12 protein-coding genes and 1 pseudogene are annotated in these 17,376 nt (G+C 46.0%); 11 read left to right on the top strand and 2 right to left on the bottom strand.

Annotation, left to right across the window (positions count from 1 at the left end):
- The 11 genes and pseudogenes from traN to traI all read left to right on the top strand — a co-directional run.
- Positions 1 to 384: conjugal transfer protein TraN (traN, locus tag OU793_RS22460; RefSeq protein ID WP_274647840.1), on the top strand; the 384-nt coding region annotated here is incomplete at its 5' end.
- Positions 385 to 549: 165 nt separating this feature from the next.
- Positions 550 to 1,359, top strand: coding sequence for a type-F conjugative transfer system pilin assembly protein TraF (traF, locus tag OU793_RS22465; RefSeq protein WP_159408232.1), 810 nt, complete (start codon positions 550 to 552; stop codon positions 1,357 to 1,359).
- Positions 1,360 to 1,498: 139 nt separating this feature from the next.
- Complete coding sequence (locus OU793_RS22470; RefSeq protein ID WP_159408231.1) at positions 1,499 to 1,882, top strand: hypothetical protein; 384 nt, start codon at positions 1,499 to 1,501, stop codon at positions 1,880 to 1,882.
- A gap of 15 nt (positions 1,883 to 1,897) precedes the next feature.
- Positions 1,898 to 2,323: a conjugal transfer protein TraF gene (traF, locus tag OU793_RS22475; protein WP_159408230.1), complete on the top strand. Its 426-nt coding sequence runs from the start codon at positions 1,898 to 1,900 to the stop codon at positions 2,321 to 2,323.
- A 42-nt stretch (positions 2,324 to 2,365) separates the two neighbouring features.
- A complete protein-coding gene (locus OU793_RS22480; protein ID WP_274647841.1) occupies positions 2,366 to 6,331 on the top strand; it encodes a conjugal transfer protein TraH in 3,966 nt (1,321 codons plus the stop codon).
- 89 nt (positions 6,332 to 6,420) lie between these two features.
- Entirely contained in the window at positions 6,421 to 6,864 is a 444-nt protein-coding gene (locus OU793_RS22485; RefSeq protein WP_236578077.1) for a hypothetical protein, read from the top strand.
- 165 nt (positions 6,865 to 7,029) lie between these two features.
- Positions 7,030 to 9,040 (top strand): annotated as a pseudogene (traD, locus tag OU793_RS22490) (type IV conjugative transfer system coupling protein TraD).
- Between the two features lie 34 nt (positions 9,041 to 9,074).
- Positions 9,075 to 9,239 carry a hypothetical protein gene (locus tag OU793_RS22495; protein WP_159408226.1) on the top strand — a complete coding sequence of 55 codons (165 nt, stop codon included), beginning with the start codon at positions 9,075 to 9,077 and terminating at the stop codon, positions 9,237 to 9,239.
- Positions 9,240 to 9,636: 397 nt separating this feature from the next.
- Positions 9,637 to 9,990 carry a hypothetical protein gene (locus tag OU793_RS22500; RefSeq protein ID WP_159408225.1) on the top strand — a complete coding sequence of 118 codons (354 nt, stop codon included), beginning with the start codon at positions 9,637 to 9,639 and terminating at the stop codon, positions 9,988 to 9,990.
- Between the two features lie 549 nt (positions 9,991 to 10,539).
- Complete coding sequence (locus OU793_RS22505; RefSeq protein ID WP_159408224.1) at positions 10,540 to 10,695, top strand: Hok/Gef family protein; 156 nt, start codon at positions 10,540 to 10,542, stop codon at positions 10,693 to 10,695.
- 93 nt (positions 10,696 to 10,788) lie between these two features.
- Positions 10,789 to 16,554, top strand: a complete 5,766-nt coding sequence (traI, locus tag OU793_RS22510) for a conjugative transfer relaxase/helicase TraI (RefSeq protein WP_274647842.1) — start codon at positions 10,789 to 10,791, stop codon at positions 16,552 to 16,554.
- A gap of 29 nt (positions 16,555 to 16,583) precedes the next feature.
- Here the strand turns inward: traI and OU793_RS22515 are convergent, their stop codons facing one another.
- Both OU793_RS22515 and OU793_RS22520 read right to left on the bottom strand, forming a co-directional pair.
- Complete coding sequence (locus OU793_RS22515) at positions 16,584 to 16,943, bottom strand: hypothetical protein (RefSeq protein WP_159408222.1); 360 nt, start codon at positions 16,941 to 16,943, stop codon at positions 16,584 to 16,586.
- Between the two features lie 222 nt (positions 16,944 to 17,165).
- The coding region (locus tag OU793_RS22520; protein ID WP_274647843.1) for a hypothetical protein at positions 17,166 to 17,376 on the bottom strand (211 nt) is incomplete at its 5' end.

Consider the following 17,376-nt stretch of genomic DNA (forward strand, 5'->3'; position numbering starts at 1 on the left):
TGGGGTACGGGACTTGGCCTTGATGAATGCAACGAACAAGAGAAAGCACTTGGTCGAGCAAAAGAGCAAGGCGTGACAATTGCGTTGGGCAGCTATTGCGCCAGCTCTTTTCTTGGCGCGTGTACGCGCAAGAAAAAATCTTACTGCGTATTTGACAGCAAACTCGCTCGCATCATTCAAGAGCAGGGCGTAAAAGGCCAGCTTGGTATTGGTCTTGGCACCGCTAAGAATCCAATTTGTGGAGCCATCACCCCTGAGCAGCTTCAAGAAATCAATTTTGAATTGATTGATTTCACCGACTTCTACGGCGACATGCACGATAACGCAAACGTACCATCGGAAGAAGAAATTAAAGACCGCCTACAAAGTGCCTATGGCAATTAACTCCAATAACTACGAGGACAAACGACAGCGCTTTCCCTTGCTGGATTTGCGCTCACCCTTGCTCGGCACGTTCTGTTTAAACGTAAGCTCTATCAACTGAAAAAAGACATGCTTGAGCACAAACAAGAATACGGCATTAGACCATCAAGTTATGAGACTCCCACCATGACACACTTATCCACAAAAACGGTGGACAAGATAGGTAAGCAACTAAAAATCATCACCTTACTTATCTTGCTTCTGCCTCTCTTTTCCGTCCACGCCAATACGCTTGATAAACCCAAAGGCTGGCGCTGGTATAACGAACTTAAGACCAACATTGAGCAGCCAAAAGAAGAGGTGGACACACTACAAAACAGCGTCACCACCGTCATGAGCGCCACTGAGCAGATGCAGTGGTTTCACCGTGAGTTTAATGAAGCGTTAAACGACGCCACGATTAACCCACTTGATGAAGAAAAATACTTGAGATTCATGAGGCTTAAAAAATTCATCGACGAGAAAACCACGCAAACGGGCATGACGTTTAAAAAACTCATCAATGAATACCCTGAGTTTTCTTACACCAAAGACCGACCAACCGAACAAGCGGCGAGAGAAACCTACTACCAAACCATTAAAGCCAAGAACGAAGCCAGCGTTCGTCAATTAGTACAAGAAGGATGGGGCATTTACTTTGTCTATGAAGGACAAGATGCGATATCACAAACCCTCGCCCCTTCCGTTCAAGCGTTTGCGCATCGCTACAACATTGATTTAGTCGGCATCAGCAAAGACGGCCACACGTTTGACACCATCAATGAAAACCGCATTGATAACTCAGGAAAGGTGAAGGTTCCCTACACGCCTGCTTTGATGCTTGCCAATATCCACACCAAAGAGCTCAAACCACTGGCTTACGGCTTCATCTCTCAAAACGATCTGTTATCTCGCTTCCATCACATCGCCACCGACTACCAAGACAGCGACTTTTAGCGAGCGCCTTTCACCATCCACAAAACAAGAAACGCAAGCACAATGGTGATACCCACTGGGTTTCGAGAATACACCTCGGCAATGGCCGAACCGATCAAACCATCAAACATAATCACAACTCCGCAAAAGGACATTATTAATGAAGTGTTCAAAATATCAACATTGCAATGCTGTATCAAACGGCTCTTTCACTGAACTTCTTGTTGTCTTATCTCTGTTTATCGCGATGTGTGGCATACAACTCACTCACGAGTTAGATGCCTTTAACGCTGTGCATTTTATCGTGGCTGCGTTATTCACCATGCCTCTGTATTTATTGAGATGGTGGGTATACAAAAAACGACCTCAACCACCATCAACATTCACCGTCATAGCGCTCACGCTTGCCATCGCAATACTTGTGTTGATTGAAGCGCGCACACCTTTAAGCCTCATAAACACGCTTTGTTTCGCTTTACTCATGATGGCAACAATCACACCGCCGCACCGCGTCACCACCGACTACCAAGACAGCGATTTCTAATCTAAGGACAATCCGATGACTTCTTTATTTCGCACTTTACTGCTGAGTGTGCTGCTCGCGCTCACCTCTACGTCACACGCTCAAAACGCCATGCACGGCCAGTACGCCATTGTGTTCTTCCATTTTAGCCAATGCCCTGAGTGCCATAAGTTCGCACCAACCATGAAGCAGTTTGAGCAGACCGTAGGATTACCCGTGTATGACTTCTCATTTGATGGGCAGCCTATTCCTGGCTACATCGCCCCCATACCTACCACGACCGATATCACCAATGTCTTTTTTGGCAACATCAAAAACGCCATTACGCCAGCAACGTTCTTGATTAACGTCAACACGGGCAAATACGTGCGCTTAAGCGAAGGCAGCGTCAGCTACCAAGCACTGCTTGGCAGCTACCAAAACATTCGAGCCGACCACACCATCATGGAGACCATGCAATGAGTACACTCAACCTCCGCTTAGCGGCGCGCTCTAGGGAATTCGATGGACAGCTTTTTTAATGACAGTGGCTTTAACAGCAATGTAACCAATCCAAGTGCGTATGAAGGCCAATCCGCCACCTACTACAATGCAGGTAGCCTATTTGCTCGCACCAAAATTCGCAACATTCAATTAGCGGCAGTCACCATGCCCTCGGTCAGTGCTGGGTGTGGCGGTATCGATGCGTTCATGGGCGGGTTTTCACACATCAATTCTGACCAACTGGTTGCCTTTGGTAAATCGGTGATAGCCAATGCCTTGCCTTTTGCGGTCGATTTGGCCTTGCAGACTTGGGCGCCCACCATCAAAGAAAACCGCGACAAATTGCAAGCGATTGCTGACCAGTTCAACACCACGTCAATGAACTCCTGCCAAATTGCACAATCGGCGGTGTCAGGGCTGGCCGCCTTTGCCGATGGGGAAGCCAAACGCCACGCCTGTGCGACACTGGGCACACAAAGCAATCGGTTCGCAGACTGGCTTGAAGCGCAACATGAATGCAGCGACGTCAGCACCAACCAAAACACGCTTGCAGGAAACAGCGACGACGCGACCGCTCATGCGATTAAAATCAGCCTCAATGTGGTTTGGGATGCACTAATGAAGAGCAGTTACCTTGCCAGCAACAAAGAAGTGGCAGAATTTATCATGAACCTCACCGGGACCGTGATTTATGATGCCAGCGGTACGGCCAACTATGTGCCATCGATGATTGTCGGTAACGATACCGCCATCGATACCATGCTTAAAGGGGGGAGTTTAGAGCTGTATCGATGTAACAACACCAACACCTGCTTATCCATGACGCTACGCTCTATCAACATCAGTGAAAGCCAAGCGTTTAACACCAAGGTTCGCAGCACCATCGACGCACTCTATACCAAACTGCAAGCCGACAACCCTATCAATAATGCGGAAAAAAGCTTTATCGAAATCAGTCGCATTCCTGTGTTCGCCATGCTCATTGACGATGCACACCTCAACATCCCACCGGAAAGCGATTTGTACGCCAAAAGCATTGCCGCTGACATTCTGCACGCTTATTTAAGCAACATGCTGATGATGGTCAATCAATCCATTGCTAACCTTGCCTCGGTCAATCCAACCGATGTGAAGCGCACCTTTGACGCCATCAGCGAGGCCAGAGACTACTTACAAACAGTACGTGAAAATAACAAAACGCCAATTGCTCACCGAAGCGACCAGCCAAGAAACCACCGCAAACCTCGCTTTCGGTCATTAATCATAAAGGAACGCCCACTTATGGAAATGTACATTTACGGCGCGGGCGCTCAAATGCAAAAAGCATTGAACGCCGTCGCCACGTTCTTTACTACCAACACCTTTGGCTCCTTAGTTGAGATTGCGCTGCAACTCGGCTTTGTCATTGCCACCACGCTTTTCTTTCTCTACCGAGACACCAAACATATCTTCCGCTTTGCGGTGATATTTATCGGTATTCCCACCTTTCTAATTAGCATGAAAACCACCGTACAAGTGGTGGATGTGCAAGACCCCATGACTACCCGCTCAGTGGCGAACGTGCCCTACATCGTTGCCATTCCAGGATGGGCATCAACCACTTTGATGCGCGGATTGACCGAAGGGATCGAAACCGTCTTTAACAGCACCGACGACCGCCAATACAGTATCTCCGGCATGGTGTTTGGCTCAAACCTTTACACCTTAATGCGCAGCACAAATGCAGAAACCGTCGCCTTGCAGAGGTATTGGAAAGACTTTTACAATAATTGTGTGCTTGGCGATATTCGTATCAATCGCAAGTACACCCTAGATGAGTTCATTAATGCCAAAGACCTGCTTGGCTTTTTGGCCTCACGTTCCATGTCTCCGGTACGAGGACTTTACAACCCTGATGGCAACTACCAAACCTGCGCACAAGCACTGCCTGACTTAACGACGATGTTTGATAGTGAAGCCAATCGAACCATCAATAAGCTCGCAACCTACATCACAGGGCAAGAAAGCACGATGACCACCACGTTTTTAAGAAACGCCATCGAGAACAGCTACAGCGACCTGATTGGTATCAGCAATAACTCGGTGGACGTGCTCAAACAAAACATGGCGATTAACATGACGCGCTGGAACATTGAACGCAGCGCCCACGGCATGGCAAGTAACTACGCTTACACATCTAACCAGATGCAAACCACCACCATGTGGGCCAACATTGGTCTGCAAGCCAAAGAGTTTATCCCGATGATGCACTCTATTGGCATCATTCTCTTTGCTTGTTTTGGGTGTGTGGTTGTGATTATTGCCCTACTGCCACACATGGCATTGCCCGTTCTAAAGAACTACTTTGGCAGTTTTTTCTATCTCGCCACCTGGCCGATGATATTCACTATCCTCAACGCCATTTCGATGTGGTTTTTAGAAAATGCCACCCAAGGCGCCACCAATGGACTGCACGGCATCACGCTGTCTAACGTCAATGGCATTGATTACGTCAACACCAAATGGGCGGCGATTACAGGCTATCTGATGATGTCTACGCCCGCGATTGCCATGGCGCTCACCAAGGGTGCGGCCTCGATGATGAATAGCCTCAACTACCAGTTGGCAGGCATGATAAATCAAACCAATGCCCGCACTTCGGCAGCGGCATCAACGGGGGACATCAGCCACGGCAATACGCAGCTTCAAACACACGCCTTTAACAACGTCCACGGCAACAAATACGATACCTCAAGATTGCTCAAACAACACGGTACGACGACACAAAGCTCAGATGGGATGTTAACCACCCAATACGGCGATAAGACGGTGTATGACACCACACCTACGGCGTCTAACTTCCAATGGCAAGCCGCCACATCGAGTCAATACGCCGAAGCGGTCAATGAGCAATACACTCAAGCCCAAACTAACCTCTCAGCACAACAAGCGGCCTTATCGCAAAGCGTACAAAGTGGCTCGCAGCTCATGGCAGACTGGAAAGACACCGCATCAAGCAGCCAGAGCTACGGTTTAAGTCATGGACACGGCGCGAGTGCGGCGGCAAGCAAAGGCTTAGAGCAAGTCAGTCAAGCTACCGAACAGATAATGAATGCAACCGGTTGGAGCCATGACAAAGCCAATGCGTTCTTGCATTCGACTTACGGCGGTTTTGATGGCAGCGTCACTGGCAAAGTAGGGAAAGAAGCATCGTTTCTTGGTTTTAAAGGCAGTGTCGAAGCGGCAATGAGCGCCTCAGCAGGCACGAAGTGGACGGATGAAGACCGTGAAACCATCAGCAATATGACCAGTGAGCAGCAAAGCCAAATCCAAGCAGCGATTGAGTCTTACCGCACGGGCGCGAACGAAACCATCACAGCGAGCAATAACCTCTCTGCAGATGAACGCAATTCGGAAGTTGGCAGCTACGCCACAGGTTTTGCGGCCAACTTTAATGAGACGCAAGGCTTGATGACCTCAGCCACGAAATCGCAACAAGAAGTAGATACGCTCAGCCGCGCAAACAACATGGAGCAGCGCCAAATGGCAAGCTTGACGGAAAAACTGGAAATTCCGTTCCAAGAGTTCATTGAAGCGGGACATAGCAAAGAAGATGCGAAACAAATTCTTACAGGGCAAAACGACAAAGCTCGTCAAGATCGCGCTAACGAGTGGGAAGCTTTTAAACAGACCGATACCTTTAAAGACTTTGTGCTCGCCAGCGTGCCATCTCAAGAAGCGCATCAAAACAACTTTAACCGCGAGCCGATAAAAGATGACTACAACGACCTATTGGCAGAGCAGCATCGCAGTCAAGGCATCACCAGAATGACAAAAGATGTACTCAATGAGCATGAAAAACGCGGTGGAACAAATGAATACTACAACGCCGACACCCATACGCAAATTGTAGGCGATGCGCGTGATCAGTTTAACCGAACGACAGACCACATCACGCCACCAAGCACATTGCAAGAATCAAGTGAGCCAAAAAAAACCGACACTTAACCGCTTGAAAATGTGGTTAACCTTTGCACAATCCAGATGACCTTTGAAATTAATACTGGTATTATATACAGGCAAATAATGGAGGGTAAATGATGAAAAAATGGATCGTACTAGGGTTAGCCACACTGTGTTCAAGTTTTGTGGCGAATGCATTTGATGAAAACATAAACAGCAAAAACAATCCTGCCTCAATGAGTTACTACATAGAGCATTATCAAAATGCCAATAGTCAAGAGTATCAATACTTATTAGTTAGCGTTCGAACTGCTGCCGACACAGTGAATTTCTACACCACTCGCTTAGATGCTCGCAACCAGCGGATTGATTATTGTTTGCCAATGAAAGATCCCGCCAATCGCGAAACTTTATATAATTGGAAAACCAAAGACATAATGGCACTGATTAACAACCATATAGAACTCGATTCCAGTTTTAAAAAATACGGTAAAGCAGGAGTCAGAACATCTATTGGCAGTTATCTTGTAACGGCTCTGAAAGAACAATACCCTTGCCCTGTTCAAAAGCAGTGGTAGTGCGTTCGATTTTCATCACTCACTAAGATGAAGTAAACCTACCCTCTCTGCGCATGCCTGTGCGCTGTTTGCTTCATCATTTTTCTATTTCTACCTTCAATCTAACTTCATTTGAGCCTTGTTTCTGACAAGGCTTTTCTTGTTTCTTTCTACAAGGATATTTCTATGTCTACCACTCGTGGTGGTCAAATCACCTTTCACAACATCCGTATGTGGTGGCAGGTGAACGTGACCACGATGAAATACGTGAACATTGTTTCAGGCTTACTTGGCGTTCTGACCACGTATCTTCTCTCTTCCGCCAACACTTTAACCGGTGCGTACTACTACACCCTCTTTTGGCTGTTCAACAAACTCGGCTTTAGCTTAAAGCGCAACGTCGTGGTGGAGTGGGAAGGTCAACGCTACAGCAGCACGCTTGGCAAGCAACTCGAAAACCCAACCCTCGCACAATGTCACCAAGAATTTCTGCAAGCCCTCTTTATCGGCGTCTTAGCCTATGTCATTGCTTCCACCGTACTTTTTGTTCTGATCAACAACTGGTTTAAGAAAAAAGGCCAAGAGCAAAGCGAAGACAATCACATTCGTGGATTTAAGTTAGCCGAGCCCAAAGACGTTACTGCCGAGCTCAAAAAAAAGAAAAAGCTGTCTCCTTTTGCCTTAGATGGCCAAACACCTACTCATTGACGGCACAACGGGCGCAGGTAAATCGGTCGCCATTCGTAAACTGCTGCGCTGGATACGCTCACGTGGTGACAAAGCCATCATCTACGATAAAGGGTGTGATTTTGTCAGTAAGTTTTATGACCCACACAAAGACGTCATTTTAAACCCATTCGATGAGCGCTGCGCTGCGTGGGACATTTGGAGTGACGCCAAAGACGCACCAGAGTTTGAGAGTTTAGCTACCGCGCTTATCCCACAACACGGCGAAGGCGATCCGTTCTGGGTGGATTCGGCGCGCACCATTTTTTCAGCGACCGCCTATCAGATGATGCTCGATGATAAACACGAATGCAGCATCGAGAACCTACTGCACATCATCTTAACCTCTGAGCTTTCCACGCTAGGTGAACACCTAAAAGGCACAGAAGCGAGCTCTCTGGTTTCAAAAAGCATCGAGAAAACCGCCATCTCGATTAAGTCCGTTCTCGCCACTTACATTAAGTCGTTGCGTTATCTGCATGGTTTGGATGAAAAAGACAGTCAAGGCAACCGAAAACGCGCGCCCTTTTCGATTACCGATTGGGTACAAGATGAATCGCAGCAAGGCTTTTTGTTTCTCTCCAGTAACGCAAGACAGCACACTGCATTAAGACCACTTATCTCGATGTGGCTTGCCATTGCATCCAACGCTATCTTGGGGATGGAGCCTGACGAGGATCGACGTATCTGGGTGATTATTGATGAGATGCCAACCTTGCATAAACTGCCAGAGCTGACACACATCATTTCTGAGGTGCGTAAGTTTGGTGGCTGTTACCTACTTGGTTTGCAATCTTACGCTCAGTTGGAAACGACTTATGGCCGCAATGCTGCCAGGGTCATTTTTGACTTACTTAACACCCGCTTTTTCTTCCGCGCCCCTTCTAAAGCCATGGCGACGGTCGCCTCTGACGATTTAGGGGAACAAGAAATCGATATCTCACGCGAAAACATCTCTTACGGTGCAAACGCACTGCGTGACGGTGTATCGCTCGGCCACCAAAACAAAACCCGTCCGGTCGTGTCTCCTGCTGAGATACAAGGACTGGATGATTTGGAGTGTTACCTTCGCACACCAAACTCGATGTTAATCACCAAACTCATGCTTAAATACGACCGAATGAGCAACATTCAACCTTCCTTTATGAAGCGCAACATACCAGGTGGCAAAGAGATGGAACGCCTCGACCAAGCGCTGATTTTCCATGAGTTGATTGCTTTGCACGAACTAGACGAAACCCAAAGAAATCGCCTGCTCGCTATTCAACAAAGCACTTACGAGAACGAGGAAGAGCAGCAGCAAACCAGAGAAAGTCAAAAGCAAACCTTAGCAAAAACTCAAAAACCAGAGCATTCTGACAACAATAAGCAAAACCAACACCTTGCCGATGAAACGCAAACCGAGTTACAAAGAGAAACGGAAGAAGCATCAATTACTCAGCAAGATGCTGGTGAAGTGTACGACAGTTGATAACGGGTAGCACAACCCACCATAGGGAAAGACGATGACATCAAGAGGTATTAAGAAACCTCGAACCATGGAGGCGATTTACTGCGCAAAAATACTGGTTGCCCACCAACAAACTTTTCTTGCTGAGCAAGAAGCCAAAGCACAGGTTAACTTCAAACTCAATACATTAATCAAAAGTGGGAAGAAAGCGCGAAGATAAATGTACCAGCAGTATTACCAAAACCAATACAAATAAGGAGTTACGGCAGATAGCAAGGAAAAGAGTTACGTCACGCACACTCTCACCAAGTTAGGACCCTCTGCCGTAAAATAAGGAACGTTGAGTCGGTAACACACAACATTAAAAAAAGCCCGCTTTATTCAGGGAAAAATTCAGGAAAAGCGGGCAAAAAAATAACTGCGTTACAAAGAGTATGATGTTCCAACATATAAGCTAGATCACTTACTCATCAGGGTTCAGAATAATTAAGTTGCAGTGGGATAACAATACCCATTGCATATTTTCAGAAAATTCTGATAACGCGAAACATAAACCCTATTCTTGCGGCGCGTTGTCAATAAGAACACGTTAATTTAAGTAAAGGACAAACGCCAATATGTTTTTCAAGCCACTGGTAAAAACTATCTCTTGCATAGCCATCACACTTGCTCTTGTTGCATTAGGGCAAGCCGTCCAATATTTTCAATCCACCAAGGAACTACGTTATCAAACGTTGCAATATTGGTTACAACAGCATCCAAAACAAAATCACCTTACTTATCAGTTTATCGACCGTTGTATGAATAACCCGCCACGACATAGAGTCACCGATGAAGAAATCGCTCTTTATGACTGTGGCAGAAATCTTGGCGCACACGAATTGATTGAAGAACTTCAAAAAACCGACCAAACCTTAACTCACCTTGCTTGGCCTCTTTCCTTACTAGAACAGCCACTGCTAACGGAGTAACCAATGCCCGTTGAAAACGCAGTCTTGCGCCAATAAAAAAATGGCTACCTCTTACGAGATAGCCATTCTGCATTGCTTACAAAAGATTGGCGGCAAACTGAGGTAGGAGATGATCAGAAAACCTTTTCTCAACTTTCCAAATTGCTGTGTGGGACGTTTGAAAATATTTGCCGCCGCAGATAATCTGGCAAAAGTTCTCACTATGAACAACCACGCTAATTAAGAAATTTGACACATAAAACATTTTATATTTCAAACTTCTTAATATCAGATTTTGTCAATCAGAAACCATACAAACACTCGTAAGAAACATCGCCAATTACCCCGTAGATTAATAACATTGAGTTAATCAGAACTCTATTGACTTCTCACCCAAAGTAGCCGTCACTTTTCTTTCTGATACAATGCCTCTGGGCGCTTAGACTATCTGTGTTTAAGCGTTGCCTAAATGCAGATATGAAAAAGCCCCGAATGAACTATAAATTCAAACGAGGCCTTTACCATGTTTCGCAACTTGATAATAGCCTCTTGCTTAATTGGAGGCAAGTTATGCCGAAGAAAACCGTCCTTGTGGCGCTATTACTGGTGGTCTGCGTGACCGCCGTGTTGTTAACCGCACTCTTTCGAGATTCACTGTGTGAGTTTCATTACAAAGGTGCAAACAATGACCTTCGCATGATTTTTGCCTACGAAGTAAGAAGTTAAGGTTAAGCGGCAAAGGTTCTACCTAGCCTTTGCCGCTACCTTTTCTTGTTGCCTGCATGTGTCTAAGCGCCCCCATTAACCTCGCTACTTTTGGTGATTTCCAACACAAGGAAAACAGACGCCTCCCAATACTACTTAGGCGAAGAAAACAGCCAAGAGCTGCCTGACGCTTCACTCGAAAAAGACGAAGGCGGTAATTACTACCTTAAAGAACAAACCCAAGGTGAAAACACCTTTTGGCATGGCAAACTGGCTGAAGAGGCTGGATTGCTTGGTAAGCCTGTTGAGCAAAAAACACTAGAATCGGTCTTATCTGGACACCTTGGCGATGAAACCATTAAAGGCAAACGATACGACCATAAGTGCGGTTTAGATCTCACTTTCTCTGCCCCTAAAGGCATTAGTACCCTTGCTTTAGTTGGCGGCGATACTCGCCTCATTGAAGCGCACGATAACGCTATTAAGTTCGTTCTTAACCAAATCGAAAAAGACGTTGCTCAAGTCACATCGATTAACGAAGACGGCGTACGCGAGTTTACTAATACCGAAAACATTGCCTTTGCCGTCGTGCGCCATAAGACCAGTCGTAATAACGATCCCCAAATCCATTCTCACGTCCTTGCGCCCAATATGACTCGTGATCAAAAAGGCCAGTTGCGCACTTTAGCTTCAAGCATCAAACAAAAAGGCGGCGTCATTAACGGCTCTAGTGAGCGCATCTACAACTTCCAAAAATACTATACCGCCCTTTACCAAAGCCAGCTTGCAAAAGGCAGCGAAGACATTGGCTTTCAAATGGAAGGGATTGGCAATGGTCAATTCGACGTTAAAGGTGTGCCTCAACCCTTGCTTGAAGCCTTCTCCACCCGATCACAACAAATCGACCAGCAAGCGTTAGATTTTGGTGACTCTCAAGCCGCAAGAGATACCGCGGCTCTTGATACCCGCAAAGCCAAAACCTATGAAAGCGATGAGACGCTTAACGCCCGCTGGCAACAAACCGTAAGAGATAAAGGCTATAAGCCCGAAGAGCTGGTCCAAAATGCGTTAAACGTTGCCAAGCATGAGCACAACCCTGAGCTTGTAGCAAAGGAAGCCTTTGCGCGTACCATTGAGCACCTTGGACAATACAACACCGCGTTGAAACTGGAAAAAATCATTGAACTGGCAGCCTCTGATTTTACTAAAGGAGGCGTACAAGCCAATGCCATTGACCTTAAAATCGTGGCAGACCAATGGGTCAAAGAAGGCAACCTTATCCCACTGGCAGAGAAAGGCCAATACACCACCAAAGCGATGCTCGATAACGAAAAATCGTTGATGGACGTCACCAAGGGGCGCACCCACAACATGCGAACACCTGTGGACGATAAGACGCTCGATAAACTCAATCTAAACCAAGGCAACCGTGAGAAAGTTGCCAGCATTTATGAGTCCACCAAGCAGTTCCATGTCGTGAACGTTTTTGGCAGCAGTGAACAAATCGCCCAAAACCTACTTAACGTTGGCAACCATGCCGGCAAACGTGTCCACCTTATCTCGCAAAGCGCCAAAGATAAGCAGCTTCACAGCCAAACTATTGAGCGACAAAGCCACACCGTTGCGACATGGGTAAAGTACTTGTTTACCCCTGAGCAGCGTCACAGCGTCCATAGCTTGCTTCACTCCGATGCGCCCATGACCAACAAAGATGTGCTCCTAGTTGATAGCGCCAACAAAATGAGCGCCAGTGAACTGATTGCATTAAGCGACAAAGCCAATGAATCCGGCAGTAAACTGATATTGCTGAACAACACGTCCAGTCGCCAAGGCTTCAAAGCCAATAACACCATTGACCTGTACAGCAAAGGTAACGTGACCTCTCACAACTGGGTAGATAGTAAGCACCACGACAGCAAAGTTGCACTGCATGACGCTGATACAACGACATTAGCCAGAGCCTATACCAACCTTTCAAACAAAGATGATACGCAAGTGTTGGCAACCTCCAACCTTGAGCAGCGCCGTTTGACCGATGCCATCCGCACTTCTCTGCAGAATGACGGCCAACTGGCTCGAACAGGCGTGACTTTGTTTACGCAGCAACCGCACTACCTATCTAAACCACAACAAGAACTGGCGCAGCACTACAAGCCAGGCATGACACTTCGCCATTGGGAAGACGGTAAACCTCAAGAGTATGTCGTCGCCAACATCGATACACAAAACAACCTTGTCCATACCCTCGATAAGAAGGAAGGCAATGAGCACAGCTTTAACCTCTCTTCGCCAGAGTTCAAAGCACTGAACATGCAGGTGTTTAAACCAGAGGCGTTGCAAGTCAGCCAAGGCGAGCGCATCACCACCACTGGCAAGCACTTTCCTTCTGGCTTAAACGCCAATGAGCGTTACGTGGTCACGGAAATATCAAAAGACGCCTTAACGCTTGTCGATACGCAAGGCGAGTCAAAAACCTTGCCAGTCGAAGCGCTGAAAGACGCCCCACTAAAATACGACTACGTGCAATCGGCCAGTCATATCGAGCCAAGAGCGCATACCCTGATTTCAGGTAAAGCTTTTACGCTGTCAAAGGAGCTCTTTCATGATTTAACCGCCAAAAGTGAGCGCATCGATGTGTTTACCGATAACCCTGAAAAAGCGCAGTCCACCCTTGAGAAAAGCGAAGTGAAACTCTCGGCCATCGAGCGAGTGGTCGAAACGAAAAACGTCAATGATCGGTATCTATCAAACGCAACTGAAACCACTCTTCGCCATGACATCACCCAAGCTTTGCACCTGATTGCCAAAGAGCAAAACATGCCATTGCAAGAAAAAGCGGTGAGCTTTGCTCTCAATCACCTTTCTGAGCGAGAAGCGGCGTTTACACAAAAAGAGCTTGTGGTCGAAGCCATTCGCTACGCCTTTGAAGAAACCAACCAGCCAATCGTAAAAGAACAAATCGAAGCCGAGCTTGCCAAGCGCAGTGATGTACTGTCGGCTGAGTACAGCGACGGAACGCGCTGGACCACTCAAGCCGCCCTTGATACCGAAAAACACATTCTCCGCAATGTTGAACAAGGAAAAGGCCAACACCCCCCCTTTGCAACTCAGCGCCAAGTCAGTCGCTACCTTGATACGCAGCCACGTCTCACCCAAGGTCAAGGGGACAGCATCAAGCTTATCTCAACCACCGAAGACAGTTTTGTCGCCGTACAAGGCTTAGCAGGGACAGGTAAATCCACCATGCTTGAATCCAATATTGAACTTATCCAGCAAAGCACCCAAGCGGGTAAAAACCAACCTCGGCAAGTGATAGGCCTTGCTCCGACTCACGCGGCGGTGAGCGAGCTTGAAAGCAAAGGCGTGAAAGCACAAACCCTAGAAAGCTTACTGACTGACCTAAGACGTGGACTCACAGCGCCAGAGGATTATAAGAACACCCTGTTCTTTCTCGATGAAAGTTCAATGGTCAGTAACCGCCAAGCGAGTGAGTTCACCGACTTGGTATTGCAAAGCGATTCGAAATCCGTTCTGCTCGGCGATAAAGAGCAGCTGCTCTCTCAAAGTGCCGGCAAACCGTTTGAACTGCTCATGAACCAAGGACGCATCGATACCGCTTACATGACGGACATGATACGTCAGCAAACCAAACCACTTCTTGGCGCCGCTCAGAACATCTTAGATAAGCAACCAGACAGCGCACTAGATAAACTCTCTAAACAGGAGCCAGATACCCAAGGCAATACGCAGCATGTGGTCTCAACGCTCGATGAAAACGCCAAGGACAAAGCCAAAGCGCAGCTTATTGCCACAGAAAAGCTCACTCACGCCGCGGCTCAAGACTACCTTGGCCGAACACCAGAAACGCGAGAAAACACGCTGATGATTGCTTACACCAACAATGAGCGCGACCTTATCACCGAACATGTTCGTGTGGGTTTAATGAAAAAAGAGGAGATTGGAAAAGAGAACGTCATTGCGACTCGACTACGTTCGACCAGTGCCAGCAAAGAAGAACTCTCGACCATGATACCCTATCAAAAGGGACTGATTTTAAGCACCAAACCAGGCGAGTATGGCACGATAACCAAAGTGGACTCTGAGCACGGTGTGGTCATGGTCAAAGACCAAGAAACGGGCATCGAGAAAGCATTCTTACCGCGCAACAAAGACCATAAGTTCACCACCTTGTTTGCCAAATCCGAAAAGCCGCTCTCATCGAACGATAAGATTGTGACGCGATTTACTAATAAAGAACGGGGCATCAAGGCCAACGTGGAATACCGCATCGAGAGCGCTTCCCATGAGGGCATCATTGCTCGCTCAAAAGACGGTCAAACGCTCAATATTAACCCTACCGAGCTTAAAGATGGCCACTGGGATTATGCCTACACAAGAACCGCAGATATGGCGCAAGGGGCAACCTATAATCATGTTATCACCACCATTCGTTCCAAGGGTCAATTAACCAGTTTGCGTCGTGCTGGTATCGATTTAACTCGCCCTAAACTTCATGCAAGAATATACACGGACAACACCAAACGAATGATTAGAACGTGGCTATCAAAAGAAGATATCAAAGCCAGTGCGATTGAAACGCTCAATGACACGCTGCCACAATATATGACCTATTTTAATAACAACGCCTTTCCTCATGAAGATGTGCGTTATCAAAACCAAAACGGTGACTTTGATTACAATAAATTCAAAGAGCACGTCAACAAGGAGCTACCAAAATACACCGAAAGCTTAGCAAAGCATTTACTCGGCCAACCCAACCAATCGAAATCCGACCGTGACTATTTAACCTTTGGCATAGGAAAGTCAGCCATAAAAGTGTCACTCACTGGTGAATATCGAGGTTATTTTAAAGACTACACCACGGGCGAGAAAGGTTCGCTGATTAACCTCATAATGAGCCATAATGAATTAACCTATAAAGATGCCATGAAAGAAGCACACTATATGCTTAATGAGCCTGAGAAATATCAATTAGAGGAAAACAATAAACACGACAAGTTACTTCAAACTACCCCCAGACATATTGCTCAATTTGAAGAAAGAGCCAAGGAATATGTACAAAGTAGCCAACCACTCACCGGAACATTGGCAGAAACCTACCTGGGCAAACTCGGAATAGAAAAACCACAAAGTGAGCACGTTCGTTTCCATCAAACGGTGTATTCATCGGAAGATAAAAGTTTTCACCCTGCCATGATAACCAATATTCACAATAAAGAAGGAGAAACCAAAGCCATTGAAGTGACCTATTTGGATGACCAAGGTAATAAAGACAGCACCCTTGATATCAACCCTAGAACATTAGGTACAAAGTCCAAACAAATGACTAATTTCCATCAAGGCAATGATTTAAACACCACCATCATTAGCACCTCAATTGAAAACTCGTTTGCAATTAAGCAAGCCTTTCAAGGTCAATATGATATTGTTAATGTAAATCATAAAAATGACATTCAAAATTTATCTACCGATGAACTGCGTCAACATATCATTATCGCGCTAAGTCACGGCAATACTGATTTAAACCCAAACAACATTGAAAAAATCATGGAAAACTTCTCTGGTCGAGATATTCAATTCGCAGCACCAGAGAACTTACTCAGTGAAATCCAGTCGTGCATTGATAAATACCACCACAAAGACATCGACGACAAACATGAATTACATCAGTCTGAATCACCCATCGATAAATTCAACCCACCAAAAGAGGACGTTATTTCACAATATAGCAAAGAGCAAGACAGCAAAGCATTAGAGCAGTTCGAACCAAAAGAGCATTCTAAGCAACAAGAGTTAGATTTTGATAATAAACATCACGACTCAATGGATAGAGAAATCGAACGTGAATTAGAGAGATAGCAAAACCAAAAAAGGATAGTCTTAACGGACTATCCTTTTTTTTCGCCCTCAAGAAATGCATCCACTTTGTTATTTACGTCAGCCTTGATCTGCTGCCTAAATGCTTTCGCATCATCCTTAACTCGAAATAATTTTTCACCATCAAAGGTTTGCCCATGGGTCACATCACTGACCGCTGACACGGTGCGAACGGTGCGATAAATCTCTTCCATCAACTCACGGTTTGACGGTCTATCATCGTCACTGTCATTGAGTTTGATGCGCAGCGCCAAAGTCAAAAGTTGACGAGTGGCTTCTGCATCACTCAACCGCTCCCTGTCTCTAAACTTGATGAAATCTTTCTCTAGTTTTCCCTGTAGAGAACTCTGTAAAGGGTAAGAACGCGCCATAATCTTCTCCAATCAGCTTCAATGAATTTCAATAATATACCAATGACATTTCATTGAATCAATATACAATAAAACTCCCACAAACCACAGCCTACAAGGGATAAATTAACATCCAATAAGATTTCATTGAAATCACATTGAAACGCCTCGCTAACCCTTACTGCAAAAGGCATCAATACCATTTCATTGATGTTACATATTTTTTAATTGAGATTTCAGCGGCTAATTAGTTGAAATTTGGGAAATTTTTTCTAGCACATTCCTTACGCACCACAGCGCTTTTAAGTTATTGTTTTTGCAGTCTTTATATTTTTCACAGACAACCATTCGCATTGATTTCAATGCGCCGTGGGGTGTGGTGAATTTCAAGAGAGAGAAGCGACTCAATTTCATTGAGTCTGCATTAGGTCGATTTTTCAGCTTGCCTGGAAAA

The organism is Vibrio sp. VP6 (genome assembly GCF_028823755.1).
Lineage (GTDB): Bacteria > Pseudomonadota > Gammaproteobacteria > Enterobacterales > Vibrionaceae > Vibrio > Vibrio parahaemolyticus.